This is a genomic window from Mesomycoplasma ovipneumoniae (assembly GCF_038095995.1).
Taxonomy (GTDB): Bacteria; Bacillota_I; Bacilli_A; order Mycoplasmatales; family Metamycoplasmataceae; genus Mesomycoplasma; species Mesomycoplasma ovipneumoniae_F.
Genome location: NZ_CP146005.1, coordinates 736,742 through 762,860 on the forward strand (window position 1 = coordinate 736,742; position 26,119 = coordinate 762,860).

Here is a 26,119-nt window from a genome sequence, read left to right on the forward strand (position 1 = left end):
AGTTTATGGCAAAAATTCACTTTTTATTGAATATAAATAAGCAAAAACACCGGTAAATCGGTCTTTTTTGATGCTAAAATCTTAATTTTTATTATTTTAAATTTAGCCTTTTGCAAAAAAAAAAAAAAATGTTTGGTCTAAAATAAAGTTATGTTATAATTAGCATCACTTAAGAATAATTAATAAATTTTGGTATTGAATTAAGGGGGGATTAATTATGTTTTTTGTCTAAAAAATCGGAAAATGCGACTTTTCCGTCATATTTTTAAATATGATGCAATGCCTTAAATTTGACCGTTTAGAAATCTACAAATTTATGGCTTTTAATTATTGTTCTTTCAAAACTTCATATGTTTTTTTAGGCTCAATGTAAGTAAAAACGAGTTTTCTTTTTACATTGAGTTTAAATAGTAGTTGTATTTTTTTATGATTTTTGTCACTGTTTTAACTAAAAGAGGTAGTTTAAATATTTCATATTTTGCTCTTTAAGTTAAAAATGCCGTAAAACTGGAAACTTTTTTAAGATTATCTCATCAAACTGGGAAACTCGGAAAAAATTGGTTTTTGTGACTAAGTACAAAATTAATGTCAAAACATTGGGTAAATAAGGCGGAAATTTTACGCTACGTTGACTAAAAAAATTTTCGATAAAAATACTTATTTATTATAAAAAAAGTTATATAATTATTTATGCAAATAATTATATACGAGGTCATTATATAAAAATGAAAGCATTAGTTTATCGTGGCGATCACAGTATTGCCCTCGAAGATGTTGACAAACCAGTTATACAAAAACCAACAGATGCAATTGTTAGAGTTACCAAAACAACTATTTGCGGTACAGATTTAGGAATTTTTAAAGGTAAAAATCCCGAAGTTGCCTCAGGTAGAATTTTAGGTCACGAAGGTATTGGTATTGTTGAAGAAATAGGTTCAAGTGTTTCTAATGTTAAAGTAGGTGACAAAGTTTTAATTGGCTGCATAACTCCATGTGGTAAGTGTGACAACTGCCGTGTACAGTTATATTCTCACTGCCGTGAAGCAGAAGGTGGTTGAAAATTCGGTTACATGATCAACGGAACCCAAGCCGAATATGTAAGAGTTCCTTTTGCCGATAATAGTTTATATAAATATCCTGATACAATTTCTGACGAAGTAGCTGTTATGTTATCAGACGCACTTCCAACTGGACACGAAATTGGTGTTCAATATGGTCAAGTTTCACCTGGTAAATCAGTAGCAATTATTGGTGCTGGACCAGTGGGAATGGGAGCGCTTTTAACTGCCCAACTATACTCACCAGCTAAATTAATCGTGATTGATTTTGACAAAAACCGTTTAGAAAAAGCTAAAGAATTAGGAGCAACTCACACACTAGTTCCTGATGAGACATTATTAGACAAATTACACGAAATTGTTGGTCCTGATGGTGTTGATGTGGTAATTGAAGCTGTTGGACTTCCACAGTCATGAGACACTTGCCAAAAAATTGTTAAACCAGGTGGAAATATTTCTGTAGTTGGTGTTCATGGTAAAAAAGTCGACTTTAATCTCCAAAATCTCTGAATTAAAAACATCACCGTTACAACCGGACTAGTAAATACAAACACACTACCAATGCTAATTAACGCAGTTTCAACCGGAAAACTCCCAGTTGATGGACTAATTACCCACCGCTTTAACCTTTCTGATATCATGAAAGCTTATGATACCTTCTTAAATGCATCTGACAATAAAGCAATGAAAATTTTCATTGACGCGACAAAATAAAGTTATTATTTTCGTTTTATTATTTGTAAATTGTTTTGTAAGACTCGCTGCTTTAAAAGTGCGAGTCTTATTTTTTTATTTTAAATTTTTAAAATAAAAAAAATTCATTATACTTAGACTTGCTAAGAATGAATTAATAAATTTTTAGATATTAGAATTAAGGGGGAATTAGTTATGTTTTTTGCTAAAAAACTCAGAAAATGCGAATTTTGGATTGTGTTTTAAAGATAGTGCAATGGCTTAAAATTAACCGTTTGCAAAAAAAAAAAAAAAATGCTTGGTCTAAAAAAATTTTCTGTTATAATAGAGTCACTAAGAATGAATTAATAAATTTTGATATTGAATTAAGGGGGAATTAATTATGTTTTTGCCATAAAAAAATTAGATAGTGCGAATTATCCATTATATTTTTAAATATGATGGAATGCCTTAAATTTAACCGTTTAGAAATCTATAAATTTAAGGCTTTTGGTTATTGTTCTTTCAAAACTTCATATATTTTTTTAGGCTCAATGCAAATAAAAACGAGTTTTCTATTTGCATTGAGTTTAAATAGTAGTTGTATTTTTTCTTTCATTATGGTCAGATTTAAAATTCAATGTTTTTGCTTTGATTGTTATTTTTCCTGGATTTGTCAGTTTGATGACAAAAATTAAGACAAAGGGTTGAATTTAACACTTCAGATCAACAAATCATGTTTAAAAATCGCTATGGCGTTCCCTGTGAACCAAACCCGAGTTTCCCAGTTTGAAGGCAAAAATTCACTTTTTAGTAAATATAAATATGAAAAAAGACCTGTAAATCGGTGTTTTTTGAATGTAAAACCTTAATTTTTATTGGTAGCATTTGGTAGCATTTTAAGTAATTTTATGGTATAATTATACATTATGAAAAAACAAAATTTGTTTTTATTTAGTGTTTGAGGATCTTCAAAAGATAAACCATATAAATATGTTGGCTGAACACAAGGTTATTCCAAAGGTCCAAAACGTTGATTTAGTTTAGGAAATGAGCGGAATTTGGAAAAAATTAATCCAAATGCTGTTCAAATTATCAAAGAAAAATTGAAATTGTTTTCAAATTTAGATGACAAAGATAAAGTCAAGGCTATTTTACTTGATTCTATTAAAAATTCCGCAATAATCGAAGGTTCGGTTTTTGTTGGTGGGGAATTAATTGAAAAACTTATTGAAAAGCACAATATTTTTGAGTCACTTCCTAAAAGTAGACATAAAAATATGAAAGAAATTTTTAACTACTTAATTTCAAAACGGATCACTGATCCTGGCAGCATTATTAATGCTTTTGATAAAAAGGATGACTACTCAAATCAAATAAATGCTTCCAAAAATAGCTTTTATAGACTCCTAGATCTTGTCTTTGAGTCACAAAATCAACTTTTAAATAGTGTCAACAAAATGGTAACAAGCGAACTTGGAAAAAGGGACAGTGAATTTTATTTTGACTCATCAACAATCTATTTTGAGACATTTGAAAGAAATGGATTAAGAATTCCTGGCTATTCTAAAGATGCTAAATTCAAAGAAGACCAAATTGTCATTGGCTTAGCGTGTGATAAAAATGGTATTCCTTTTCATATTAAAGTTTTTAAAGGAAATACCGGCGATTCTAGTACATTAATCCCTTTTGTATTAGATGTTGAATCCAAATATAATATCAAAAATATGACAATAATCGCTGATCGCGGCATGTCAACTGCTGCAAATATTCGATTTCTTGAATCAAGAAACTATAATTTTATTATTTCATATCGTGCAAAGGTAGGGACTCAAAAATTCAAAAATTATTTACTAGATCCAAGGGATTATGTTGATGTAAATGCGGATTTTAAGTATAAAAAAGAAGAATTTTATTCATCTTATAAAAATAAAAGATACACTGAAAATATTAGAAGAAGAATTATTACTTACAGTACAAAAAGAGCGATAAAAGACAGAAAAGCTCGTGAAGAGCAAATCGAAAGTTTTATTAAAAAACAAAATAAAGACGGTTTTATTGAAGTAAACAAATTGTTTGGTAAAAAACCTAAATATTTTAAGGAAATTTCAAACATGAAATTTGAATTAGATCAAAGTAAAATTGACAAAGACAAACAATTTGATGGCTACTATGTTTATGAAACAAATATACTGAATTTAAATGTCTTAGATATAGTTGAAAAATACCAAAAACAGTGGAATATTGAAGCTAATTTTAGAAGTCTAAAAGGTTTGTTGAATATTCGGCCCGTATTTTTAAGAATTGACGAGCACATTCTAGCTCATACACTTTTGTGTTTTATCTCACTAGTTATTTTAAAAACTATAATATTTAAAATCAACAAACATATTAGTGATAACAAGTTATTTGAAAACAATCAATTAACTGAGGTTGGTTTAGTAACGATGTTGCAAAAATTAAGGCAAAGGGTTGAATTTAACACTTTAGATCAGCAAATAACATTTAAAAATCGAGATGGTGTTCCTAGTGATCCGAATATTTGAAATAGGTATGATTTTTACTTTGATATCTTAATAAATCACTAATAAAATTGTTATTAACTTTTACCGAAAAACTTAAAAAAGTGCCTAAAACCAGATGCTTTTTTAAAATTACCTTATCAAACTGGGAAACTCGGGACAAATCATGTTTAAAAATCGCTATGGCGTTCCCTGTGAACCAAATATTTGAAATAGGTTATTAACTTTTGCCAAAAAAGTTAAACCCGAGTTTCCCAGTTTTAAGACAAAAATTCACTTTCCCGAGTTTCCCAGTTTTAAGACAAAAATTCACTTTTTAGTGAATATAAATATGAAGAAACACCCGTAAATCGGTGTTTTTTTAATGTAAAACCTTAATTTTATAAGTAGCATTTGGTAGCATTTTAAGTAATTTTATGGTATAATTATAAATTATGAAAAAACAAAAATTAACTAAGTTGGTTTAGTATCGATGTTGCAAAAATTAAGACAAAGGGTTGAATTTAACACTTTAGATCAGCAAATTATATTTAAAAAACACGATGGTGTCCCTAGCGATCCAAACATTTGAAATAGATATGATTTTTACTTTGATATCTTAATAAATCACTAATAAAATTGTAACCAACTTTTACCAAAAAACTTAAAAAAGTCCCTAAAACCGGATACTTTTTTAAAATTACCTTATGAAACTGGGAAACTCGGGAAAATTCACTTTTTAGTGAATATAAATATGAAGAAACACCCGTAAATCGGTGTTTTTTTAATGTAAAACCTTAATTTTATAAGTAGCATTTGGTAGCATTTTAAGTAATTTTATGGTATAATTATAAATTATGAAAAAACAAAAATTAACTAAGTTGGTTTAGTATCGATGTTGCAAAAATTAAGACAAAGGGTTGAATTTAACACTTTAGATCAGCAAATTATATTTAAAAAACACGATGGTGTCCCTAGCGATCCAAACATTTGAAATAGATATGATTTTTACTTTGATATCTTAATAAATCACTAATAAAATTGTAACCAACTTTTACCAAAAAACTTAAAAAAGTCCCTAAAACCGGATACTTTTTTAAAATTACCTTATGAAACTGGGAAACTCGGGATTAACTTTTGCCAAAAAAGTTAAAAAAGTGCCCAAAACTAAACCAGGACAGTTTTTTAAGATTATCTCATCAAACTAGGAAACTCGGAATAAAAAAATTTCCCCTAAACTTAAGGTGAAATTTTACTTTGTGATTTGAAGTTTTTAGACTTCCTTTTTAGCAAGATCATCAACTGAGCCGATGAAGGCGAATTCTGATGGGGAAATATCTAAAAATTCACCATCAATAATTCGAATTACTGAGTCAATTGTTTTTTCAAGTGGAACATAAACTCCAGGTTCTTTAGTAAAGGCAGCGGCCATAAAGAAATTCTGGGTGAAAAAGTTTTCAAGTTGAAGCGCTTTACGAACAATTATTTTACTTTCAGCATCAAGTTCATCGAATCCAAGAATCAAAATAACATCTTCTAAATCTTTGTATTTTTTCATAATTGACTTAGCGGCAATAATTGCATTAAAATGTCTTTCACCAATAACGTTTACCGAAACTGAGTTTGAGGTTGAAACTAAAGGATCGAAAGCTGGGAAAATATTTCTTGACATTTTATCACGCGAGAGCACAAATGAAGAATCAAGGTGAGTAAAGAGCGAAATAGCCGCTGGATCAGAAAGATCGTCCATTGGTAAGAAAACAGTTTGGAATGAAGTAATTGAACCATTTTCATTTTTATAAAGGCGATCTTCAATAAAAGAAACATCAGAGTCCATTGTTGCATGGTAACCGCCGATTGAGACATTTTTTTCAAGGGCACTTGAGACTTCATTAGTAGCTTGAATAAAACGGTAAATGTTGTCAATAAATAAAAGCACATCTTCTTTTTCGTAGTCTCGAGCATATTCAGCGGCTGTAACTCCCATTGGCACAATCATTGAACGTGCGCCAGGAGTTTCGTTCATTTGGGCAACAAACATTGTTGATTTAGACATTAAATTTGACTCTTGAAGTTCTAAAAATAGCTCAAGACCTTCACGGGAACGCTCACCTGAACCGACAAAAATTGACGAAACTTTTTGTCTTTGTTTTGAAACGTTAAAAATTATTTCCTTCATCAAAACAGTTTTACCAACTCCGGCACCACCAAAAATTCCAATTTTGTAACCTTCAAAAATAGGAACAAAAAAATCAAGTGCTTTAATTCCGGTTTCGAGTAATTTGTGACGAACATTAAAATTCTCTTTGGTAACATTAACTGTTGAATTAATCGGAATTGTTTTTGGTTTGTATTGGGCATTATTTTGTGACTGGGCTAAAATGTTAAAGACTTGATTTTTAGCAGTAGGACCAACTGGAACCTGTAAAAAAGTGAGTGTATTGACAACTTGGTGACCAACGGCAATTGGCTGAGATTTAGCAATAACAATTGCCCGAACTGTATTTGCATCTAAAATTTTTTTAATAACCAAAACTGTTGTGTTTTGGTGCATTGTTAGAGCTTGTTCAAGTTGAATTTTATCAAGATCAGTCTGAAATTTAATTTCAGCAACATTAGTTCAAATTTGGGAAACAAAGCCAATCATTTTTATCTACCTCCGATATTTTGGGCTTTTTGCATTATTGAATCAAGTAATGACTGCTCCATTTTTGGAAATGCAAGCGGAACTTCGAGTTGAGTATTTGTTGTTTTTTCCAAAAATTGGTTAACTACTGTTGCAAAATATGAACCAGCGAGCTGATCGTCAATAAATTCATTATTTGTGTATTTAGCAAAAATTTGTTTGGCAAACGGATCAGTTTCAATTAAGGCCTGAACAAAATTCACGACTTTAGTTGGATTAGCTACATCTTTTAAAAGACCTCAAGAAATTATTTTTATTCCCATTAAAACACTTGTTGGTGAATAATAAGAATAACCTTTTTGAACTAAAAACTGCTCAACTTGTGATCCTTTAAAAAGTAAATCTGAAGTTTCTTTATTAAGATCATAGTCTAATTTTGCCAATTTAATTTGCTTTTGGTAGTTATAATATAATGATGAAATTTCTTTGGAAATTGCGCGAATATTTTTAGCTTGAACTGATGAACCTGTCCGCGAAACACTAAGTCCAATATTTACTGCAGGAATTTTACCTTCGGCAAAAAGCGCTGAAGAAGTAATAATTTGACCGTCAGTAATTGAAATTACATTTGAAGAAACAAGCGCAGTAATATCATTGTCAACTGTTTGAAGAATTGGTAAGGCTGTAATTGATTTTCGTCCAATAAAACGACCTGAACGCTCTAAAAGTTTTGAGTGGGCAAAGAAAATATCAGCCGGGAAAGCTTCTTTTCCAATTGGCTGATTAGTTAAAAGAGCTACCTCACGCCAAACACTTGCATGTTTAGAAAGATCATCAAAAACAATAACAACATCGTAATTATAACTAAGATTTTCAGCGTGTGCCATTGCAAAATAAGGAGCTAAATATTGGTCAAATGGACTTGTTGAAGCTGCATGAAGAACAATTGTGTTATTCATTGCCCCATTTTTTAATAAATCATGGTATAAAGAGACTAAATTTTGCCGTTTTTGACCAATTGAGACATAAATACATTTTGTTGTTGGCGAATTTTTCTGGTTAATAATTGTGTTAATTCCAATATGTGTTTTTCCAGTTTGACGATCCCCAACAATAAGTTCACGCTGTCCAAATCCAATTGGGTTAAAAAGATCGATTGACAAAATTCCGGTATAAACTTGACGATCAAGCAATTGACGTTGTAAAACACCGGCGGCAGTTGCAAAAGCTGAATGGCGATAAGTTAAAAAAGTTTGCGGTCTGACTGATTTTGGCTCAATTATATTACCAGAAAGATCGATAATTTTCCCAAAAAATTCCATCGAAGTGGCCACCCGGTCAAAATCAGGCAGCTCAACAAGTTCGTCATTAATTTCAACTTTACCTTTTTGATTGTTAAAAAGTAAATAAGCTTGCATGTATGAGGCTTGAATTACTACCGCTTTAATTTCGGGTTTATTTTTAATTTGAAAAAATTGCTGCTCTTTTCAGTTGTATTGTCCTTTAACTAAAATAACATAGTCTAAAACTGAGGCGACACGTAATGACATTATTTTTCTCCTTGTTCTTGATTTTCAGAATTATTTTCAACTTTTTTTAATTGATTTTTTTTATAAACTAACAATCTTGAAATTACAGCAATTGAGACTAAAATTACTGAAAGTGTCCCCACTATTAAATAAGCAAGATTATTTGCTAACCATTGACTTTGCTGTTCGCTGTTGAATTGCTCAATAAGTGCTGAAAAATTCTGAATTGGATCAGAGTTTTGTTGAGAATTATTTATTGAAGAAGATCCTTGATTTGCCTGAGGTTTTTCGTCAAAGTAAGCAACATGACCTAATATTTGGTTTAAAAGATTGATCTGGCGTCCGAGTTTAGTCATTGCCACAAATTGATTAACTAAATTAGAACTTATTTTGTTAGACTCATTATGAAAAAGGGCAACTTTTTCGTGTGCCTGGGCAAAATAACGGTTAATATCTTCGCGAGTTAAATTCAATTTTTTGAGATTTTCGTCAAATTGTTTTTCTTTTTGCTCGGCAGCTGCTTTATCAACTGCATTTGGTTTTGCCAAATATTGGAAAAATTTATCTTGAAGAACAATTAGGTTCAAAAAATAAATTAAATAATAATGAGATCAAGCTTTATTATTGTCAATTTCTGATTTTTTTAAGTAAGACAAAAACTGAAATTGTGAAGCTGAAAAAACTGTTGCATTAGAAGAATTTATATAATCTTGGGCCAATTTTTTCTGAGCATCAAGAAAATCTTGGTTATAAAAAACTTTAGTTAATAAATAAAAGAAATTATAAATTGTTGTCTGAGAACCTGGAGAATAATAACGAATTTGGTCAAAACTAAACTGGTCTTGAATATTCAATGTTGAAAAAAACTGGTCAATTACAGCAGTTACACCTAAATTTGAATTATATAAATTTGTTGTTATTGCTTGTTTTTGAGCCGGAGTTGCCCCTTCAGGAAAATCAGTATAATGGGGGGTATCATAGACTTTTTCGGCTTTTGACTTATCAGCCGGGTCACGAACTTGATTAACAAAGTCAACAATTTTTACTTTTGCATTAATTTTGTTCCCGGCCGGATCAAGCGAAACTGATTCAATAAAATATTTAAAACGTGAATTTAGCGGATTTAAGAAGAAAAAAATGTTATTTTTTTCTTCTGCTGATGCTGAATTATAGAGGTTTACTACTTGTTGAAGCGGCATACCTGCATATTGAGGAGCAATAATTGGCGGCAAATCAGGGGCAATTCGCACTTCAAATTCAGGTTTTTCGGCCACATCAGGTGGATTTTGGTTGGTAATTTTTTTAATTGCAAAATTAATTTGTTCCTGGGCTGATTGAGATGAACTTGGATTTGGCAGTTGATTTAAAGTAAAATCAAGTAAAAGTGACTGTTTTTCAAAGTAGTTTTTAATTCAGTCATTTCAAGAAGTTATTCCTTCTTTGCCAATTGGCTTACTTGCTAACAAAAGGTTTTCTTCAGTATCAGATCTTTCGGAAAATTTATCAAGGTTAAAATTCTTTTTATAAACAGGAAATTCTTCTTCTTTAAAAAGATATTGTTTATATTGGGATGTAAGTCCTTGAAAATAAGTTTTAATTCGATTTTCAAAATCTTTGCCTTTGAGCGTGTTTGGAACTTCTGTTACTTTTGAGGTTTTAACATTATTTATTTTTTCATAATTATCATCATTGTTAGTTCCTCATTCAAGACCTTGGTAGTTTTCTTTGTCAAAACTAACATCACCACGTTTTAGTTTTAGATTATTGGCAAAAGCAAAAGGACTAATAATATTAAGGCCAAACTCACTAGGGTTCTTTTTTAGACCTTCACGGTTTCGTTTAAAATAATCACGAAGTTGAATTCAAAAAAAACTTTGCTGTAGTTTTTCTTCAAGATTATCGCGAGTTTTTGAAGCAATATCAGCAAGTTTAATTTTAATATCTTCATCAACTTTATCAATAAATTGGTCAATTAATGATTCTTTTTGAGCTTCTCAGTAAGCTTTATTTTGCCTTAGATCTTCTTCAGTAATTGGCTCGGCCTTTTTTTCACTTGTACCTGCTGAGGCTTGTCCGCCAGCATTTTGTCCAGGATTTTGGCCAGGATTTGCTGGTGGACTTGCAGGAGCAGGGGCAGTTTGTTGAAATTCAACAACAGCAGGACTAAAAGTTGAAGCTGATGAAAGGAAAAATAAAGAAGAAATTGAAAAGACTGATAAAATAGGCGCAAAAACTAGTTTATTTTTTAATTTTTTAGACATGATTCACCTCGGTTTGAACTAAAAAAAACAGTTGCATCAAACGGTTTTGTTCATTTTCTTGTTTGGCAAGCATATAATTATTATACAATTCTAAATTTGAGCTTAGCTCTAAATTTGCTTGCATTTGCAATTTGTGCAAAAGTGTGTTTTTGCTTTTTTGATTTGATTTTTTCTGAATATAATATTCTTTTTTATCAGTTTTATAAAAAATCAAATCATCATAAAGTCGGATAGAAGCGCTGTTTTCTAAGGAAAAAAGTAATGACTTGTGGGCAAAAAAATAAAAAACCCCGGAAGAAATTTCGATTTTTATGAGCGAAAAATCAAGATTTGAAACAATAAATGGTTCAAGTGGTGCAAAATATTTTTCCTGTTCGATGTTAATGTATATTTTGCAATCTTTAAAATTTATAGTTTTATTTTCAGGGGTCAAAATTCGGAAATTTCAAAGTTGTGATTCCATTTAAAAAATTCCTTTCGGTTTGCTCTTAATCAAGTTTAGCTCCTCAATTTCTAGCTCACGTTCAATTTTTAAAATTGTTGTCTTAAGACGTAAAATTTTTTCCTCGATTTCCTTTAAAAGGGTATTTTCGTGAATAAGTTTATTTTTATAGACGATAAATTGGGACTCAAGTAGTAAAACTTGTACTGATGTTGCAAAATATGTTTGAATTTGGGTTTGGTAAAATTCTTCAAAATTAGGGAAAAAACGAACTTTATCAAGGTTAGCTTTGAATTTGTCAATTGTTTCTTGAGTTGTTTCCATTTTAAATTCAAATTGGTTTAAAGGGAAAATTGTTGCAATAAAATTAGGGATTTTATTTGAATAAACGGCCATTTTTACTGATGAAAACTGACGAGTTTTGAGTCCATATTCAATAACTTGACCAATTTTTACTGAATTTTCAAAGGAATTGTCTAAATTTTCAAAACTAGTTATGATTTTCATATTGTTTTTCTTTGCAAAATTAATTGCCCGAACACCAAGAGGAACAATAAAATCTTTTTCAGTATAGTTTTCTAAAATTTTAGCTTCAATTTGATCAAAAAAGTTTTGCGTATATTTTTCATTTGATGAAGGATAAATTCAAAGATTTATATTTTGACGGGCAAAAGCTTTTTTTGTCAGTAGTGACAGTTTTGCGCTAAATGGTCTTTTTGGACTAAATTGGGCAAGTAAAAACTGGCCAATCAAGAAAAATTCATAAACATTTCTTATTGTTCTTAAAAGAAGATTAATTTGGATTAGAGAAATATTTCGATTTAGTGACACTAAATCATAAATTTTGATGAAATTGTCTCTTTTTTCCTTTTTTTCATTTATGTTCATAATTTAGACTCCCAAATTAAAGTGTTTATCCTTTTTTATTTGGTTGGTTTTGCTCTTCTAAGCTTGATGCCAAAGAAACTTCGCTGAAAATAACTTTAAGTGTTTTTGTTTGCGGATCTAAAAAAACAATGCATCCTTCGACAACTTCAACAAAACGGCTTTTGTTGGCAATAAAATCTCAAGCAAGTGTGTTTAGATTCCCAAGAAGTGCTGAAAATCTTGAATCAGAACTATCGGAATAAAAATTACTTGCTCTAACATTTGAAGATTCAACCTGAGCAATTATCGGAACAAGCCCTTTTGAGCCAAAACGACTTGAGCGCTGTCAAGAAATAACAAAATTTTTAAATACTAACTCTGTGGTTGACTTATAAGAGTCAACAACTTTTTTTTGGTATTTTTCCTTCATTGATGATTTTGCTTTTTGCGAAGATACAAGCAGAGTTAAATTCATTAGTGCATCAAAACTAATAAAATTGGGATGATTAATTAAATCATAATAGTCGCGAAATTCTGTTTTTGTATCAATTTGTGTTGGATTTGCTTGCTTTTTCTTTCCTAAAATTTTCATGATTTGTTCCTTATTTTTTAACTTTTAGATTTGGAAGTCTTAGATCTAAGATGAACCTATTTTTTCATTTTCCACTTTTTCTTTTTGATCTTGAGATGATTTGTTTTTTGTTGTTAGAATTAAAGTATTTTTACCAATTGCAACAAATAAATTTGTCAAAACAAAAATTGCTAGTAAAAGCGTTAAAATCCCAAGAAAATAAAAACTATAGTCAATATAAAAAACTGATACTAAATCTTTTTGGTAGTCTTCTGGCTTAACCTGCGAAACGGTTGATGTATAAATATCAATATTTAATAAATAAATGAAATTAAAAATTGTGTATAAAATAATGAAAAAACTTACCATTAATTTCATCCAAAGCGGAAATTCGGGTTTAATTCTAACAAGAGCAAAATAAATGGTAAGGAAAAATACTAGCTGAGTTGAGTTTATTCAAATTGTTTCATAAACTGAATAACTTAAATATGAGACAACAAAGCTCACAATAAAAGATAGTAGAATAAAAATGAATGGAAGAGTATTTAATTGATAATCCTTAATTTTGTTTTTTAAACGGGTAAGATTTAAAACAAAATAAAGAATTAATAAAACAACATGAATCGAAATACCAATTATTGTCGGTAAATAATTGGGCACAATATTATTTCCAAAAGGAAGAAACTGAACGAAATTACTTATCGAATAAACAGTTATATAAACACTATAGATAAAAATACCAATAGCAATAAAAATTAAGACCGAAAGTGCTGGCGTATATTTTTTAAGTCGAATAAAACTTTGACGGTAAAAATAAATTTGCGGACTATAGTATAATAAGGCTAATACTAAAACTCCCATTAAAATTGCAATTAAAATTAACGAATTAGTTAGTTTTGCAACTTCTGTGATAAAAGTATAAATTCAATTTGCAACTGGATTGTCATAAGTTACGGTCGAAACTGATGAGTTTTCAGGGGTCGAAAAGACCATTGAGGCAAAAATTCCAAATAAAGTACCTGATGTAACAATGGCAGACGCTAAACTTATATGCTTAAAAGTAAAAAGCTTTTTATAGTCATAGTTAATTTTGTCATCTGTTCGCCCTAGCCAAAGTCAAAGGGAATAATCAAGTAAAATATAAATAAAAATTTGGGCAGAAATGCCAAGAATATGGCTCCATTCTGTCGTTAGTCAAGCAAAATAAACAACTAAATTGACTAATGAAAGGAAAAAATAGACTGATAAAATTATGTATTTATGCGTCTTATTTTTAAGGCCTAAAAATTTTAAACCTTTAAATAAAAAGATAATACTAAAAAATAACAAAAAAACTGATCTTGCAACTCTTGGAGCAATAAATTCGCGAATTTCATCATCAATAGGATTAAAAATTAGCGAAATACTTGAAACCCTTGAAATCGGGGCATTTTGGTCAATATCTACTATGTTCAGGAATGATCGACGGGCGTCAAAGAAAATTGCCGTGCTTAGTCCAAGCAAAAATAGAATAAAAAGGACGCGAAGAAAAATACGCACTAAATTCTTCTTGTCTTTTTTAGCTGGTTTTGCATTTAAACTATAAGCCTCAGCACTAACCGCATTCATTTTGACCTCCTTTTTCGTGTTGAAATGCTAACATTATAACCTTTTTTTTTTTTTTGTTGACAAAAATGCAAAAAAAATTGCCTAAAAAAATATCTAATTTAAAATAATTTTTGTTTTTAGTGTTTTACTTTATAATTTTAGAACCGCATTCATTTTGACCTCCTTTTTCGTGTTGAAATGCTAACATTATAACCTTTTTTTTTTTTTTGTTGACAAAAATGCAAAAAAAATTGCCTAAAAAAATATCTAATTTAAAATAATTTTTGTTTTTAGTGTTTTACTTTATAATTTTAGAAATGGTTAAAAAATTAATATTTAGTGATATTGACGGAACTCTTTATTGCGGTGATTTTTCCGTTGATAAGGAAACAATTGATTTTCTAAAAAATAATAAGGATAGCTTTACCTTAATTTTAAATACAGGTAATCCTTTGGGCTCAAGAATTTTGCAAACAGCAAAACTCTTAGAAATTCGCTATGTTTTAACATCTAATGGTGCTTTGTTTAGTGATTTAAAAGAGGACAGACATACTTTAATTCATGGACCAATTTCACAAAAATCGCAAGATTTTGTTTTTAGAATTGCCAGAGATTTAGATATGCAACTAAATTTTTGAACAAGCCAAAAATATTTTAGCTTTAATTTTAAAGAGCAAAATTATTCCTATTTTAACTACCCACTTTTGGATCCTGAAAATGAGGTATTTTTTACTGATAGCCCACAAAAAGATGTAATAAAATTAGAATTAATTGGCCCAAGCCAAACTTTAGAAAAGGCTTATAAATTATTAGAAGAAGATGGCGATCTTGAAGGCGTTTTAATTAATAATATAAGTATTGAAATTGGTAAAAAAGGGACAAATAAAGGAAGTGCTGTTGAATTTGTGGCAAAAAGTTTCGGGATTGACGTCCAAAAAACAATGACAATTGGTGATAGTCCTAATGATATTTCAATGCTTGAAAAAACTAATTTTTCTTATGCAATGGCAAATGGCTATGAAATTGTTAAAAAAACAGCAAAACTCAACACAAGCGCTTGTGATCAACAAGGGCTAGTTTATGCAATTAAGGACTTTTTATATCGAACAAAATTTGATTAAAAAAATTTGACTAAAAAAGTCTTTTAGTCAAATTTTTTGTTAGTTTTTTTGTAATTAAAATAATTAAAAAGTTTAAATTCAATTAATTTTAAATGGTTTTTTCTGTTGTTTGATTTGATAAAAATAAACAACAAGTTGGACTGCTGAAACCAAGAAACCGATAATTTGAAAAATGAATGACGAAAGATAAGCGTCATTTTTTTCAATAACAAGTAGCAAGAAAAAGTAGATTAATCAAGCAAAGTTTAAAAGAAATAAATTTAGCAAAAAAGTAAGTGGAATAAATTTAGTTGTTTTGTTTTTAATACCTAACAAAGTTTGTGGTAAAAAGGCAATATTTACGCAAAATCCGGCAAAAATTCCAAGATAAAGAGCATAAGAAGCGAGATTGCCTAAAGAAATTTTGGCCCAAAAGAAAATTCCAAGTAGTAAAATCAGTAGAAAAACTGTTAATGCCCAAGACAAAAAAGTGAAATTTATTAGCTGTTTTCTTGTTGTTTTTGCTTTAAAAGTATAAACTTGAGCTAAAAAGATGAAAGTTAAAAGTCCACTAAATACTTGTGGAATAAAAAGTTGTAAATCACGGATTGCAAAGCCTAAAAGTGCAAATCCAAAAATTCCTAAATAGTAAATTCATCAACTTAATAATGAAACTTTTGGTGGTTTTTTTGCTAAAAAAGTATTTATTACTAAAGGTAAACCGATTATCGAAGTTAAAGAAGCTGCAATTCAACCAATTATTGTTATATATGTCATATCTCCTGCCTAAAAAATGAACATTATACTACAATAATAGAAAAATAATAATTGTTACTCCAAAAAATATTAAAGTAGAAATTGAGTCTGTTACAGTTGCTAAAATTGGCGCTGACATAACAGCAGGATCTCTTTTTGTTGCTTTTGCAATCATTGGAATTATTGCACCAAGAATTTTAGAAAAAATAATTACAGTTAAAAGTGAAAATGATGAGGCAAAAGAAATAATTAAAACATAATCGCGAATCGTTAAATTTGAAATTGAATTTTCGGGAATTTGCGAGTTTTTAATCTCGCCTGAGAGAGTAAAATAAATTACTAACCGTATAAAGTTAAGAACCATCAAAACTGTACCAACAATAGCTCCAACGCCAATTTCTTTTAAAAGGACTTTGGAAAAAAAGTTAGAACGATTAATTTCTTTTAGTGAAATCGAGCGGACAATTGTTGTTGCTGATTGGGAGCCAGCATTTCCGGCCGATCCAGAAATTACCGGAATCATTGAGACAATTGTGGTAATAAAAGATGAAAGACCAATTGATTTAATTGAATCATTTTCGCTAATTGCATCAGTGAATTTTTGAATAATAAATTGTGACAAAGTTGAACCAAACATTAAAATTATTAGTCAAAAAACACGTGATTTAACAATTTGGATTATTGTGGTTTTAAGATAGGAATCTTCAACTTCTTGTGGTAAAATTCCGGCTAATTTATAAATATCACTTGTTGCTTCTTGTTTAACAATATCAATAATATCATCACTTGTAACCATCCCAATTAATCTTTGGGCGGTGTTTACAACCGGTAAAACCGAAAAATCATTTTTAGCAAAAACTTCAGCGGCATCCTCTTTTTTGTCAGTTGTTACTAAAAAAGGAACTTGAAAAACTATTTTTCCAATATTTAAATTAGGATCAGAAAAAACTATATCTTCAAGTGTGGCAGCGCCAATCATTTTTTTTTGCGAATCAACAACATAATAATAATGCACAAGTTCAGAAATGTCTTTATATTTACGGATTTTTTCAAGCGCTTGGGCACAAGTTAATTCATTTGAAAGATAAACAATATCAACCGACATAAAAGAACCAATTTGATTTGAATTATATTGTAAAAGTTGGTTAACTCGTTTTCTTGTATCTGGATCAATATTGCGCAAAATTCGTTTGGCAACATTGTCAGGAACTTCATCTAAAAGCTCGACAATTTCATCAGCATAAAGTTCATCAAGAAGTTGATCCATCATTTCATTTGGCAAACTGATGACTAATTCTGATTGAATTTCAGGTGAAAAAAAGGTAAAAATTTCGCCGGCAGTAACGGTGTCTAACATTCTAAAAAATAAAAGACGCTGAAACTGACTAAATTTAGATACTTCTTCAGCTACTTCTGAAAGTGGTTTTTGGTTTGTGTATTCACGGACTTGATTAATTTTTTTATTATTTACTAAATCAATTAACAAAGAACTTTTTGGTTCAAAATTTTGCATTAAATATTATTTTTTAGCAGTATTTGTTTGACTTGAATTTAGTTCTTTTGTTAAAACTTCAGTAAAAGTTTCAAGATTTGTAACCTTAAAAAAATTTGCATCACGAACAATCACAACCTCACCACTTTGTTCTGAAACAACAACTGTTATTGAATCAGAAACCTCAGAAATACCTAAAGCAGCCCGGTGTCGGGCGCCATATCGGTCTTCAAGTGTTGATTCAGAAACCGAAAAATATGTTGAGGCATACAAAATTCGGTCATCAACAATAATAACTGCCCCATCATGCAATGGCGAACTTTTTTGGAAAATAGCGATTAAAAGCGAGGAATTTATTAAAGAATCAATTTTTACCCCGTCAGTACGGAGACTATCAAGAAGAATATTACGTTGCAAAGTGATAATTGCACCAACTTTATTTTTGGACAAATATTTAACTGCAAAATAAAGTTCATAAACTATTTTTCTTTGTGTAGATATGCCTAAATCAACAAAACTACGACTAACCTTGTTTTTATGCAGTGTTTTTATATGATTGTAAACAAAAAAGACTGCAAAAAAAAGACCTAAAACTAGGGTTAATGCTGAAATTATCAAAACAACAATATCTAAATCCATAATAGCCCCTTTTTTACTTTATTTAAAATATTATATATTAATTTTTTGTTTTTGACAAACAATTAATTTTAATTATTTTTTACAGCTTTTTACTCCCGAGTTTCCCAGCTTGATCAGATAATCTAAAAAATTGTCTGGTTTTGGGGACTTTTTAAGACTCACGAAAAAAAAATCTACTTGCTAATCCAAATAAAGCAAACTAAAAAAGTTAAAATTTTGACTTAAAAAGCAAAATTATGAAATTTTTAAACTGCTTTTTTAGTTTAAAATACTGACAAAAACCATAAAAAAACAACTACTATTTAAACTCAATGCAAATAGAAAACTCGTTTTTACTTACATTGAGCCTAAAAAAATATATGAAGTTTTGAAAGAACAATAATCAAAAGCCTTAAATTTATAGATTTCTAAACGGGTAAATCTAAGGCATTCCATCATATTTAAAAATATAATGGAAAATTCGCACTATCAAAGCACATTAGACAAAAAACATAACTAATTCCCCCTTAATTCTAATATCGATTTATTAATTATTCTTAAGCGAGATTTATTATAACATAATTTTATTTTAGACCAAGCATTTTTTTTTTTTTTTGCAAAGTGTTAATTTCAAAATTATAAAAATTAAGATTTTAGCTAAAAAAACCCGGATTTACCGGCATTTTTGCCTATTTGCATTCACTAAAAAGTCAATTTTGCCATCAAAGCCAAACTCAGGACAAACAATTATTTTTAATTATTTTTTTTAGTATTTAACTTTTTAAAAAAAATATAAACCCCTTTTTCCTAAAAATTTTTAAGAAAAAAGGAGTTTATATAAAAGATTAAACAATGTAAATTTTTTAAATAATACCAGCACCGTATAAAATAAACATAATCACAACAACAAGAATTACAGCAATCAAGGCAAAAACGATAAATCATAAAACATAAGAAGGAAGACCTCAAATTGTTGATTTTTCGGTTGCAACGATAATAATTTCTTCATCTTCATCCACGCTTGAAGTTGAAGCGGCAATTACGCGGGTAGCCTCATCAACACTTAAGTCACCAAGTCCAACTGAAAGTCCGCCAGATGATTGGACATTATAACCACCAAAGCCACGTTTTGTGTTAAATAATTCATCATCAACGATTGAACTGTGATCACTACGGTTAAGATCTAGGAAAGCTTGATAGACAATTCCTTGGAATAATGGGATAATTGCTGGAAATTTATTTAGTTCAAAAGTCCCAATTTGTGGATAATAAGGGTGAATTTTGACTCAAGAATAATCAAGAACTGGCTCAACTATTTGCGGAATTTCAACTATTTCAATCCGGGGAGGCTCGACTATTTCAATTTTAGGAATATCAACTATTTCAACAATTTTTTCATGAACAATTGGGCGTCCGTGTTTTAAAACTGAAAGTGGATCGATGTGATTGAAACTATCAGGGTGATTTCAGAAATTAATTACTTTTAGTAAATAGTCAATTGAAATTCCTTTTTTGGCAAAAAGGTATTTACATGCTGGACAATTTTTGGCCTCAAGTAAAAAAGTACGATACTTTTGACAAAAACGGCAAGAATAAACATGTAAACAAGAGGAACAATTTTGATTAAAAAGTGAATCTGACTCAAATAAATTATATCTTAAAAGTGCTCGAGATTCATAATAAGGATAAAATGAAAGTTCAGCAATTTTTTGTTCAATGTCGATATTTTTGCTTTTAAGAATTAGCTGGCATGCTTGACATTTTCGGGCTTCACGATAATAAGCAGCTAATTTTCGACACTTTGGACAGAAGAAATTATGATTGCAAGCCGGACAAGGTGAATTATAAGTTTGCTGTCAAATTAATGAGGTTAATTTTTGGAGATCATTTGTTCTTAGTTCTTTTAATTTTTTCTCAAGGTCAAAGTTTTGCTGCTTAAATTTAGCAAGGCAGGCTGGACAATTTTTGGCCTCAAGTAAATAAGTTGCATATTTTTGACATCACTGACAAGATGCATTATGAAAACAAGCCTTACATTTGATATTATTTGCTAAATTATTATTATAATATGAATTGCTTCGGAGTAAATTTATTTTAGCATCAAGGTCAAAATTTTGCTCCTTAAATTTAGCAAGGCAGGCTGGACAATTTTTGGCCTCAAGTAAATAGGTACGATATTTTTGACACCAAGGGCAAGTCGCATTATGGTTGCAAGCTTTGCAATTTACAGTTAATTTTAATGAAGCTAAATGACTAAAATATGAATTATCACGAAGTAAATTTAGTTTAGCGTCAATGTCAAAATTTTGCTCCTTAAATTTAGCAAGGCAGGCTGGACAATTTTTGGCCTCAAGTAAATAGGTACGATATTTTTGACACCAAGGGCAAGTTGCATTATGGTTGCAAGCAACGCACTTACTAAAATAAGGGTTTTTTAATAAATAAGAGGGATAGCTCGGATGTGAAAGTTCACGAATTTTTTGGCTAATACTAATATTTTTAGCTTCAAAAAGTGCCTTACATTTAGGACAATTTTGAGCCTCATTTAAATAAGTGCGATATCTTTGACACCAAGAACAAAGGGCATTATGAACACAAGTTTTGCAAATTTTTGGTTCTTTTTTGGAATAACTAAGACTTTTTTGGGCTGGAAGTCTTAGTTGGGAAATTTTTTCAAGATAGTCAAAATTTTTTTGCTTAAATCTATCAAGGCAAGCTGGACAATTTTTGGCTTCAATTAAATAAGTACGATATCTTTGACATCAAGAACAACTTTTATTATGTCCACAAGTCTGACAAGAATGAGATGAGTCTGAATTTTCAGGAGAAAAATCGCAATATTCTGAATGAATTTGGTGATTTTCTTCTTGAGCAAAATTATTAGTTGTTTTTGACGAATAAATTTGATCTTCGGACTGATCATGATCAGAGTGATTATCTTTTTCTAAAAGTTCATCTTCAAATTCATGGTCACTGACTTTTTCAACTAATGCTTGACTTACTGAGTCAACTTTTTCAAGCAGTTCATTGTCAAATTCATCAGAAATATCTTGATTAAAAAGTAAATTTGGCGAAATTTTAGGTAAATTTTGCTCATCTCCTTCTGATGAATTAAGGTCATCTTCTTGGTCCTGGTTTTGGTCAAATTCTTCTAAAGTTTCAGAATCTTCTTCTAAATTAGATTCGTCAGTCTTTTGTGCTGAAATTTCTGAGTTTTCTAAATCTAAATTAACTAAAGAAGAATTTTTGTCATCTTTTTGGTCTAAATCATCTACTGATTCAATAATTTCAAGCTCAACTAAATGACAAGGACATTCGCTATTAAGTTCTTCAAGATGATTTTCATCATCACAAACTGGACACTCAATTGGATGATCGGTGTTATTTTGCTTTAATGCATAGAGAATTTCTTCAATAGTTTTCTCATTTTCAGTAATTAAAATTTCGGTTTTTGGTTTTTCTTTGTTAATTTTAGATTTTAAACTTTGTAAATCAAAATCTTGTGATTGGTCCAAAGTTAAATTTTTAGGTTGACTAGTTTTTTGATTTGGCTGAGTTGATTCATTTAGATTGAAATTCGGGTCATCAGCCAAAATTTTAGCTATAAATTGTTCTTTTTTTTCTTGACTAAGTGACCTAAAATTAATCGCTAAAGGAAAGGAAATTACAGATCCAAATTTCTTATTACGCAAAACTCAAAGTCGAACTGGTGTTTTAAGACTTTCAATTTTTAGAAAAACATCAACTAGAGAGTTAAAAAGACCAACGGTTTCCTTTGCGAATTTTAGCCTATAATAACAGTCTTTTTCATTGTGAAACTCGTCACAAATCTCTGTGAGATAAAATCTTAACGTTTTGGTTTTGTTCATTTTTCTAGCGACTTCTTTTTAATCTTTATATTTAAAGTAATGTAAATTATAGAGTAAAATTTGTAATTATACTAATAAAAAATAAATTTTGCTTTTGAACAAACGCAAAATCTATTTCAATTTTAACATAAAACGAATAAATTTTAATGTTATTTTCACAAATTTTTCTGTTTTTACATTTTAGTTTTGATTTTTTGCCTTTTTGAAAATTATACTATAATTTTAAAGCATAATTTAATTTTTTATATATTATTTTTTGCATTTTTTTTCATTTAGCAAAAAAAATTGCAAAAATAAAAATTAAAGGGCTTATAAGACAAAAAAAGCTATAAATTCATAGCACAAAATTTATTTTTAGGTTTTTTAGATATATTAATTTATTAGTTTATCACGAGTTTCCCAATTTGATGAGATAATCTTTTAAAAAGGTGTCCAGTTTTGGCATTTTTTAACATTTTTGGCAAAAGTTAATTACCTATTTTAAAACACGGCAAAAATCAATTTATCAATAAAATAACAAAAACCATCAAAAAACATAACTACTATTTAAACTCAATGTAAATAGGGTAATGTTAAATATTTTGTGTTTTTAAAGTAAATTTATTTTGATAAAATTTATTATGAAGGACCAAAATATGAAAAAACAGCAAAAAACATTATCCCCATTTGAGTTAGAAGCTAAAAAACTTGTTGACAAATACGCTGATTATAAAAAAATAAAAAAAGAAGATTTTCACAACGAAATTTCGCATATGTTTAAAACTTTTACTGAGGCGCTCTTAAGGGCGGAATTAAGCCAACATTTAGGCTATGAAAAAAGTAACCGAAGCAAAAAAGGCGTGCATAGGCCAAATAAGCGAAACGGATTTTCGGACAAAACTGTGAATTATAATCATAATAGTTTTCGTCTAAAAATACCAAGAGATCGAAATGGCACTTTTGAGAACAAATTACTCGGTAAATACGAAACAAATTTAGGCGATATCGAAGAGCAAGTGTTTTCACTTTTTGCATCAGGAATGTCATATGAAAATATTGTTAACACAATAAAAAGTATCTATAAAAAAGAAATAAGTAATGCCTGAATTTCTTCAGTTACTGACAAATTATTGCCTGAAATTGAAAAGTGAAAATCGCGAAAAATTGAGAATTCCTATCCAATTTTGTACATTGATGGGATGTTTTTTAATGTTAAAGAAAACGGTGTTTTTGTCAAAAAATCACTTTATCTTATTCTTGCAATTGATTGGGACGGAAATAAAAAAGCACTGGGATTTTGGATTAAAAATACCGAATCAGCAAGTAATTGACTTGATGTTTTTAACGAACTAAAAACTCGCGGGCTGGAAGATGTTCTAATAATTTCTTGCGATAATCTAAGCGGAATTAGTCAAGCAATTGAAGCGGTTTTCCCGCAAACAGATGTTCAAAAATGTGTTGTTCACCAAATTAGAAACTCGCTTTTAAAAGTTTCTAACAAAGACAAAAAAGAGTTTGTCCTTGATATGAAAAAGATTTATCAAGCGGCTAATCAAGAATTTGCAATGCAAAATCTCCCAAATTAAAAATATAAATGCAACACATACGTATTTTTAAAATCGCCGTTTGGCGATTTTTTTAAACCTTAAATCACCAAGTTATCATTAAAGACCTCTAAAGCGGATTTTCAATTAAAAATTTCCCTAGGCATTGAGTTAATTTTACTGATTGTATTTTGCAAATCATCATCGCTGATTAGGTTGAAATCAAAACCTTTTGGATAAAACCTTCTAATTAATCCATTGGCATGCTCGTTAGAACCTCTTTGAAATGAAGCATATGGCTCTGCTTTATAAACTATTATTTTTAACCAATATGCCAATAATGCAATTTGCTCAAATTCAAATCCATTGTCGCAAGTGATTGTTTTGATATATAAATTATTTTCATTTGCAAGATCTTTGATGGCTTTATTGATGACTCTGGGATTTTTATTTCGTACTTTTTTAGCAAATAATTTTCTGGTTTTTCTTTCTACTAAGGTAAGGATACTATCGTGTCCGCTAACTTTTTTGCCAACTACTAAATCTAGCTCTCAATGTCCAAAATCTTGCCTTGAATCTATGGATTTATCCCGTGCTCAAATGGGTTTTACATAACCTGATGGAACTAATCTTTGCACGACATTTCTGGTTCTTTTTCCACCTTTTTTGTAATATTGTCTGAGTCTGTCACTCCTAACTATTACCCATTTATTAGTTTTGATTCAGTTAAAAACAGTCTTTAAAGAAGGTCTTTCAATGTTCGGAAAATTTTCCGCTATATAAAAATATGTCGCTTTAACTCCATGAACTTTTTTGTCATATTTTACTGCAAAAATTTTGCTAAATTCCTCGTATTTTCCTAGTTCAACAAATCTAAAATAATACCTATGATAATATCTTTTTCGTCTTTTTGTTATTGCCAAATTAGCTTCATAAATTCCATATTCATTTAGATTTCTTTTAATTTCTCTTGAGACAGTTGAGGGTGCAACATTAAGTTGTTTAGCGATATATCTAATACTTTTATTGTTCTGCAATAAAAACTCAATTTTTACTAAATCTTCGAAACTAAAATGTTTAAATTTTCTTTTTTCCATGATACTTCCTAAATAAAAAAATGCAACAATAATATTATTATACCATATGTTGCATTCTTATCTTCTATTTAGGAGAATTTGCAATGCAAAATCTTGATAAATTTGCGGAAAAATGAGGCCAAAAATATCCTTCAATTATCAAGTCTTGGTATACAAATTTCGTTGAACTAACGACATTTTTTAAATATCCATATGAATTGAGGCAAGCAATTTATACGACAAATTTAATTGAGTCAATGAATAGAATAATTAGGAAAAATACAAAAACAAAAGGCGGAATTCAAAGTGTAAATTACCTTTCAAAAATAACTTATTTAACTCTCCAAAACGCATCTACAAAATGACAAAAGGTAAGAAATTGATTCATGATTAAAAAACAATTAGAAATTATTTTCCCTAATCGGTTAAATAATGTAAAATTAAATTAGATTACATTTCTATTTGAAAAATCCATAAAAATTTAAAACACAAGATTATGAACACACCCTTAGGCGATATCGAAGAGCAAGTGTTTTCACTTTTTGCATCAGGAATGTCATATGAAAATATTGTTAACACAATAAAAAGTATCTATAAAAAAGAAATAAGTAATGCCTGAATTTCTTCAGTTACTGACAAATTATTGCCTGAAATTGAAAAGTGAAAATCGCGAAAAATTGAGAATTCCTATCCAATTTTGTACATTGATGGGATGTTTTTTAATGTTAAAGAAAACGGTGTTTTTGTCAAAAAATCACTTTATCTTATTCTTGCAATTGATTGGGACGGAAATAAAAAAGCACTGGGATTTTGGATTAAAAATACCGAATCAGCAAGTAATTGACTTGATGTTTTTAACGAACTAAAAACTCGCGGGCTGGAAGATGTTCTAATAATTTCTTGCGATAATCTAAGCGGAATTAGTCAAGCAATTGAAGCGGTTTTCCCGCAAACAGATGTTCAAAAATGTGTTGTTCACCAAATTAGAAACTCGCTTTTAAAAGTTTCTAACAAAGACAAAAAAGAGTTTGTCCTTGATATGAAAAAGATTTATCAAGCGGCTAATCAAGAATTTGCAATGCAAAATCTTGATAAATTTGCGGAAAAATGAGGCCAAAAATATCCTTCAATTATCAAGTCTTGGTATACAAATTTCGTTGAACTAACGACATTTTTTAAATATCCATATGAATTGAGGCAAGCAATTTATACGACAAATTTAATTGAGTCAATGAATAGAATAATTAGGAAAAATACAAAAACAAAAGGCGGAATTCAAAGTGTAAATTACCTTTCAAAAATAACTTATTTAACTCTCCAAAACGCATCTACAAAATGACAAAAGGTAAGAAATTGATTCATGATTAAAAAACAATTAGAAATTATTTTCCCTAATCGGTTAAATAATGTAAAATTAAATTAGATTACATTCTATTTGAAAAATCCATAAAAATTTAAAACACAAGATTATGAACACACCCGTAAATAGAAAACTCATTTTTATTTACATTGAGCCTAAAAAAACATATGAAGTTTTGAAAGAACAATAACCAAAAGCCCTAAATTTATAG

At 29.4% G+C, this 26,119-nt stretch carries 21 protein-coding genes and 1 pseudogene; 10 read left to right on the top strand and 12 right to left on the bottom strand.

From position 1 onward, the window contains the following. Window positions 1–725 precede the first annotated feature (725 nt). The 6 genes from V3249_RS02675 (at window position 726) to V3249_RS02700 (ending at window position 5,267) form a co-directional block, all read left to right on the top strand. Complete coding sequence (locus tag V3249_RS02675; protein ID WP_337896874.1) at window positions 726–1,772, top strand: zinc-dependent alcohol dehydrogenase family protein; 1,047 nt, start codon at window positions 726–728, stop codon at window positions 1,770–1,772. 631 nt (window positions 1,773–2,403) lie between these two features. After that, window positions 2,404–2,544 carry a hypothetical protein gene (locus V3249_RS02680; protein WP_337902708.1) on the top strand — a complete coding sequence of 47 codons (141 nt, stop codon included), beginning with the start codon at window positions 2,404–2,406 and terminating at the stop codon, window positions 2,542–2,544. 115 nt (window positions 2,545–2,659) lie between these two features. Then, window positions 2,660–4,318 (top strand): IS1634 family transposase, encoded by a 1,659-nt coding sequence (locus tag V3249_RS02685; RefSeq protein ID WP_252263002.1) that lies wholly within the window; start codon window positions 2,660–2,662, stop codon window positions 4,316–4,318. 100 nt (window positions 4,319–4,418) lie between these two features. Further along, a complete protein-coding gene (locus V3249_RS02690; RefSeq protein ID WP_341517465.1) occupies window positions 4,419–4,601 on the top strand; it encodes a hypothetical protein in 183 nt (60 codons plus the stop codon). Window positions 4,602–4,724: 123 nt separating this feature from the next. Beyond that, window positions 4,725–4,865, top strand: a complete 141-nt coding sequence (locus V3249_RS02695) for a hypothetical protein (protein ID WP_252263094.1) — start codon at window positions 4,725–4,727, stop codon at window positions 4,863–4,865. Between the two features lie 261 nt (window positions 4,866–5,126). Further along, window positions 5,127–5,267 (top strand): hypothetical protein, encoded by a 141-nt coding sequence (locus tag V3249_RS02700; RefSeq protein WP_252263094.1) that lies wholly within the window; start codon window positions 5,127–5,129, stop codon window positions 5,265–5,267. 237 nt (window positions 5,268–5,504) lie between these two features. On the opposite strand, the gene V3249_RS02705 is transcribed toward V3249_RS02700, so the two are convergent. The 7 genes from V3249_RS02705 to V3249_RS02735 are packed head-to-tail and all read right to left on the bottom strand — an operon-like array spanning window position 5,505 to window position 14,135. Then, a complete protein-coding gene (locus V3249_RS02705; RefSeq protein WP_044283903.1) occupies window positions 5,505–6,878 on the bottom strand; it encodes an MSC_0618 family F1-like ATPase beta subunit in 1,374 nt (457 codons plus the stop codon). A 2-nt stretch (window positions 6,879–6,880) separates the two neighbouring features. Beyond that, window positions 6,881–8,407 carry an MSC_0619 family F1-like ATPase alpha subunit gene (locus V3249_RS02710; protein WP_337902674.1) on the bottom strand — a complete coding sequence of 509 codons (1,527 nt, stop codon included), beginning with the start codon at window positions 8,405–8,407 and terminating at the stop codon, window positions 6,881–6,883. After that, a complete protein-coding gene (locus V3249_RS02715; RefSeq protein ID WP_337902675.1) occupies window positions 8,407–10,647 on the bottom strand; it encodes an MSC_0620 family F1-like ATPase-associated subunit in 2,241 nt (746 codons plus the stop codon). Before V3249_RS02715 ends, V3249_RS02710 begins: the two co-directional genes overlap by 1 nt. Beyond that, entirely contained in the window at window positions 10,640–11,110 is a 471-nt protein-coding gene (locus tag V3249_RS02720) for an MSC_0621 family F1-like ATPase epsilon subunit (RefSeq protein WP_044283906.1), read from the bottom strand. Before V3249_RS02720 ends, V3249_RS02715 begins: the two co-directional genes overlap by 8 nt. Continuing rightward, complete coding sequence (locus V3249_RS02725) at window positions 11,111–11,977, bottom strand: MSC_0622 family F1-like ATPase gamma subunit (RefSeq protein WP_252262895.1); 867 nt, start codon at window positions 11,975–11,977, stop codon at window positions 11,111–11,113. A gap of 25 nt (window positions 11,978–12,002) precedes the next feature. Continuing rightward, window positions 12,003–12,548, bottom strand: a complete 546-nt coding sequence (locus V3249_RS02730) for a DUF2714 domain-containing protein (protein WP_337897069.1) — start codon at window positions 12,546–12,548, stop codon at window positions 12,003–12,005. Window positions 12,549–12,593: 45 nt separating this feature from the next. Continuing rightward, window positions 12,594–14,135 carry an MSC_0624 family F1-like ATPase-associated membrane protein gene (locus V3249_RS02735; RefSeq protein ID WP_337897070.1) on the bottom strand — a complete coding sequence of 514 codons (1,542 nt, stop codon included), beginning with the start codon at window positions 14,133–14,135 and terminating at the stop codon, window positions 12,594–12,596. Window positions 14,136–14,431: 296 nt separating this feature from the next. On the opposite strand from V3249_RS02735, the gene V3249_RS02740 reads away from it, so the two are divergent. After that, complete coding sequence (locus V3249_RS02740; protein WP_337897071.1) at window positions 14,432–15,235, top strand: HAD family hydrolase; 804 nt, start codon at window positions 14,432–14,434, stop codon at window positions 15,233–15,235. Window positions 15,236–15,307: 72 nt separating this feature from the next. Here V3249_RS02740 and V3249_RS02745 read toward each other — a convergent pair whose 3' ends face one another. The 4 genes from V3249_RS02745 to V3249_RS02760 form a co-directional block, all read right to left on the bottom strand. Continuing rightward, the gene (locus tag V3249_RS02745) at window positions 15,308–15,991 is read right to left on the bottom strand and encodes a hypothetical protein (RefSeq protein ID WP_252262899.1); all 684 of its coding nucleotides are present in this window, start codon (window positions 15,989–15,991) and stop codon (window positions 15,308–15,310) included. Between the two features lie 28 nt (window positions 15,992–16,019). Then, window positions 16,020–17,483: a magnesium transporter gene (gene mgtE / locus V3249_RS02750; RefSeq protein WP_337897118.1), complete on the bottom strand. Its 1,464-nt coding sequence runs from the start codon at window positions 17,481–17,483 to the stop codon at window positions 16,020–16,022. A 6-nt stretch (window positions 17,484–17,489) separates the two neighbouring features. Continuing rightward, complete coding sequence (locus V3249_RS02755) at window positions 17,490–18,101, bottom strand: diadenylate cyclase (RefSeq protein ID WP_044286159.1); 612 nt, start codon at window positions 18,099–18,101, stop codon at window positions 17,490–17,492. Between the two features lie 842 nt (window positions 18,102–18,943). Next, entirely contained in the window at window positions 18,944–21,949 is a 3,006-nt protein-coding gene (locus V3249_RS02760; RefSeq protein WP_341517466.1) for a hypothetical protein, read from the bottom strand. Window positions 21,950–22,584: 635 nt separating this feature from the next. Between V3249_RS02760 and V3249_RS02765 the strand changes: the two genes are divergently transcribed. Next, window positions 22,585–23,514 carry an IS256 family transposase gene (locus V3249_RS02765; protein ID WP_341517467.1) on the top strand — a complete coding sequence of 310 codons (930 nt, stop codon included), beginning with the start codon at window positions 22,585–22,587 and terminating at the stop codon, window positions 23,512–23,514. Between the two features lie 59 nt (window positions 23,515–23,573). Here V3249_RS02765 and V3249_RS02770 read toward each other — a convergent pair whose 3' ends face one another. Then, window positions 23,574–24,569 carry an IS30 family transposase gene (locus V3249_RS02770; protein ID WP_337898502.1) on the bottom strand — a complete coding sequence of 332 codons (996 nt, stop codon included), beginning with the start codon at window positions 24,567–24,569 and terminating at the stop codon, window positions 23,574–23,576. 72 nt (window positions 24,570–24,641) lie between these two features. Here V3249_RS02770 and V3249_RS02775 point away from each other — a divergent pair. Both V3249_RS02775 and V3249_RS02780 read left to right on the top strand, forming a co-directional pair. Continuing rightward, window positions 24,642–24,997 (top strand): annotated as a pseudogene (locus tag V3249_RS02775) (transposase); the annotation flags it as partial. Between the two features lie 47 nt (window positions 24,998–25,044). Continuing rightward, window positions 25,045–25,971, top strand: coding sequence for an IS256 family transposase (locus V3249_RS02780; RefSeq protein ID WP_341517468.1), 927 nt, complete (start codon window positions 25,045–25,047; stop codon window positions 25,969–25,971). The last annotated feature ends 148 nt before the right edge of the window (window positions 25,972–26,119 follow it).